A 3,364-nucleotide genomic window follows, 5' to 3' on the forward strand; every position below is an offset into this window, starting at 1 on the left:
CCATCAAGGGCGAGGACCGTCAATACCTCGTACTGCGGATCGTTGCCCAGCAGGACCTCGTGGTCCGCGTCCCGGCCATGAACCTCGACCTCGTCGGGGTTCGCGACGTGGTCGACAAGGAAGGCCTCGACCGGGTGTTCGACGTCCTGCGGGCCGCGCACGTGGAGGAGCCGACCAACTGGTCGCGCCGCTACAAGGCCAACCTCGAGAAGTTGCACTCCGGCGACGTCATGAAGGTCGCCGAGGTCGTGCGTGACCTGTGGCGCCGCGAGCGTGACCGTGGCCTCTCGGCCGGCGAGAAGCGGATGCTGGCCAAGGCGCGCCAGATCCTCGTCTCGGAGCTGGCCCTGGCCGAGCACACCAACGAGGACAAGGCCGAGGCCATCCTCGACGAGGTCCTCGCCTCCTGAGCAGTCCCTGACATTCGCGACGAAGCCCCCGACACACGCTGTCGGGGGCTTCGTCGTGTCCGGGCCCTGTGAGGTCCTACGGTGGTCGCACCATGAACCACGAGGCGTACGACGAGCGCGAGCTGGCCCCGGCACTGGGCCTGGTCCTCGACGAGGACCGCGGTGCCCTGCCCTACGCCCTGGTCCACGGCGAGGCGCTGGTGGCGTGCGCGGCCTGGGCGCTCGGCGGCGCCGGGGTGACCCCGATCGACGTCGGCGTGCCGTGGTCGAGCGTGCAGACCGCCGGGGAGGCGGTCGTGCTGCACGACGCGCTGTGCCCGATGACCCCGGCGGGCTTCATCGCCGACTGCGTCGAGCAGGCGCTCGAGCACGACGCCGTGGTGGTCGCCGTACGTCCCGTCACCGACACCGTCAAGCACGTGGACGACGGCCTGGTGGGCGCCACCGTCGACCGGGAGGGGCTGCTGGCCCCGTCGTCGCCGGTCGTGCTGCCGCCGTCGGTGGTCGCGGCCCTCGACGACTACCCCGGCCAGGACCTGACCGCGATCGTCGCCCGGCTGCGCGGGCGGCACGCGATCGAGACCGTCGAGGCGCCCCCGGAGGCCCGGCGGGTCGCCGGCGCCGCGGACATCGCCCTGCTCGAGGCCCTCACCGGCGAGGCCCCGACCCCCTTCTAGTCCCGCCCGTCCTCGTCGCGGGCCGCGACCAGCCGACCCGCGATCACCACGTCCTCGGGGAAGGTGATCTTGAGGTTGAGCGGGCTGCCGGGCACCGCGGCGACGTCACCGCCGGTGTACCGGGCGAAGCAGGCGGCCGTGTCGGTGCCCTCGAAGCCCTCGCGGCGGGCGGCGTCGTACGCCTCGAGCAGCGGTGCGGCCCGGAAGGCCTGCGGCGTCTGCACGGCGCCCAGGGACTCTGCGACCGGCTCCAGGGCGGTGGTGAGGAGGCCCTCGACGGGGACGACGGGGATGGCGCCGCCCCGCTCGCGCGCGGCCGCGACCGTGGCGGTGAAGAGGTCGCCGCCGGCCAGCGGCCGGGCCCCGTCGTGCACGACCACCACGTCGACCGCCCCGCCCGCGACCTCCCGGGCGAGCACGCGCAGGGCCGCGTCCTCCGAGCGGTGACGGGTGGCGCCGCCCGTCACCACGAGCACCTCGTGCTCCCCCAGGTAGGGCGTGAGTGCCCGTGCGACTGCGTCCTGCTCGCCGTCGCGCACGACCACCACCACCCTGGCGACGTCGTCGAGGGCGAGCGCGTCGCGCACCGACCAGGCCAGCACGGGCACGCCGGCGAGGGGCAGCAGGACCTTGTTGACCTCGGCGCCGACCCGGCTCCCGGAGCCGGCGGCGAGGATCACGACGGCGGCAGGCATGGGGCAGATCGTAGGGGCGGTGGTGTCACTGCCGGGCGAGCGTCTCGTCCTCGGGCACCGAGAGGGTCAGGACGGCACGCTCCACGTGCTCGCGCTCCTCGATCCGGGCGGTGACCGCGTGCAGGCGCTGCGCGACCTGGGGCTCGGGGGCGTCGCCGGTCAGGTCGACGGCCGCGACGAGGAAGACCCTGCCGGGCCCGACGAACTCCAGGTGCCGGAACGTCACCCGCTGCACCTCGGGGTCCTCCTCGAGGGCCCGCAGCGCGTCGTTGCGCAGTGCCGGGGAGGCCGCCTGGCCGACGAGGAAGTCCCGGTTGCGGTTGATCAGGAAGACCGCCACGCAGCCGAGGAGCACTCCCACGAGCACCGATCCCGCGGCGTCCCACCGGGCGTCGCCGGTGGCCTGGTGCAGCCCGATCCCGGCCGCGGCCAGCAGGATCCCGATGAGGGCGGCCGCGTCCTCGGCGTACACCGCCCGCAGCGTCGGGTTGGAGGTGCGGGCCAGGAACCGCAGCGGGTGCAGCCCGGCGCTCCGGGCCGCGGAACGGGTCTGGCGACGCGCCTGCAGGAAGGACACGCCCTCGACCACGAAGGCGAACGCGAGGACGGCGTACGCCCAGGTGTAGTCGACGTCCTCGCCCCCGGCGCTCCAGCTGGTGATGCCGTGCCAGATGGACACGACGGACCCGGCCGTGAAGAGGCCGAACGCGGCGAACATCGACCAGACGTAGGCCTCCCGCCCGTGACCGAGGGGGTGGGCTGCGTCGGCGGGCTCCGCGGCGCGCCGCTCGGCCTTGAGCAGGAAGAGCTCGTTGCCGGCATCGGTCCACGAGTGGGCGGCCTCCGCGACCATCGACGCCGAGCCGGTGACCACGGCCACCACCGACTTGGCGATGGCGATGAGGACGTTGGCGCCGAGGGCGACCAGCACGGTGAGCAGGCTCTCGCTGCCGGGCGGTGGGCTGGAGTCGTCGGTCATGGTCGCAGTCTGTCCCCTGACGGTGGACTGCGCGGAACGGGAGCGAGCGTTTTCCTCCCCGAAACATGAGGTGACACCCCCCACAACATCGCGTACCTAGCGTCGTGGCATGACGCACCTGCGATCCACTCCCGTCGGCCCCGGGGTGGTCGGCCCGCCCCTCGTCACCGCGGTCGCCCGATGACCACGGAGAAGGTCCCCCGGTGGGAGCGGGTCTGCCCGCTGGACGACCTCGAGGTGGAACGGGGTGTCACTGCGCTGGTGCACGGGCAGGCGATCGCCATCTTCCGCACCCACGACGACCAGATCCACGCCCTGGGCAACTACGACCCGTTCGCCCGCGCCTCGGTGCTGGCGCGCGGCATCGTCGGCACCCGGGACGGGATCCCGTTCGTGGCGAGCCCGATGCACAGGCACGCCTTCGACCTGCGCACCGGGCGCTGCCTGGACGATGACATCCACAGCGTCCCGGTGTACGACGTCGTGGTCGAGGACGGGATCGTCCTGGTCGGTCGGCGCACATAGGGGCCCGCCCGCCCAGCTGTAACGCGCTGTTACGGGTGCTCCCCGCCCCACCGGTGGGGGGTGCAGCAGGTGTGACAG

5 protein-coding genes are annotated in these 3,364 nt (G+C 73.3%); 3 read left to right on the forward strand and 2 right to left on the reverse strand.

Going from position 1 to position 3,364, the window contains the following annotated elements; genetic code table 11:
• Window positions 1-410 (forward strand): CarD family transcriptional regulator (locus tag ACXJKL_RS17585; protein ID WP_457208304.1); only part of this gene is annotated, 410 nt, incomplete at its 5' end.
• A gap of 92 nt (window positions 411-502) precedes the next feature.
• Window positions 503-1,087 carry a 2-C-methyl-D-erythritol 4-phosphate cytidylyltransferase gene (locus tag ACXJKL_RS17590; RefSeq protein WP_457208305.1) on the forward strand — a complete coding sequence of 195 codons (585 nt, stop codon included), beginning with the start codon at window positions 503-505 and terminating at the stop codon, window positions 1,085-1,087.
• Here ACXJKL_RS17590 and ACXJKL_RS17595 read toward each other — a convergent pair.
• Both ACXJKL_RS17595 and ACXJKL_RS17600 read right to left on the reverse strand, forming a co-directional pair.
• On the reverse strand, window positions 1,084-1,782 hold the full coding sequence (locus ACXJKL_RS17595; RefSeq protein WP_457208306.1) for an IspD/TarI family cytidylyltransferase: 699 nt from the start codon (window positions 1,780-1,782) through the stop codon (window positions 1,084-1,086). The genes ACXJKL_RS17590 and ACXJKL_RS17595 overlap by 4 nt on opposite strands.
• A gap of 25 nt (window positions 1,783-1,807) precedes the next feature.
• Entirely contained in the window at window positions 1,808-2,761 is a 954-nt protein-coding gene (locus ACXJKL_RS17600; RefSeq protein ID WP_457208307.1) for a cation diffusion facilitator family transporter, read from the reverse strand.
• A 180-nt stretch (window positions 2,762-2,941) separates the two neighbouring features.
• Here ACXJKL_RS17600 and nirD point away from each other — a divergent pair, with 180 nt between their 5' ends.
• Window positions 2,942-3,286, forward strand: a complete 345-nt coding sequence (gene nirD, locus ACXJKL_RS17605; RefSeq protein WP_457208308.1) for a nitrite reductase small subunit NirD — start codon at window positions 2,942-2,944, stop codon at window positions 3,284-3,286.
• The last annotated feature ends 78 nt before the right edge of the window (window positions 3,287-3,364 follow it).

This window comes from Nocardioides sp. P5_C9_2, from assembly GCF_054049555.1.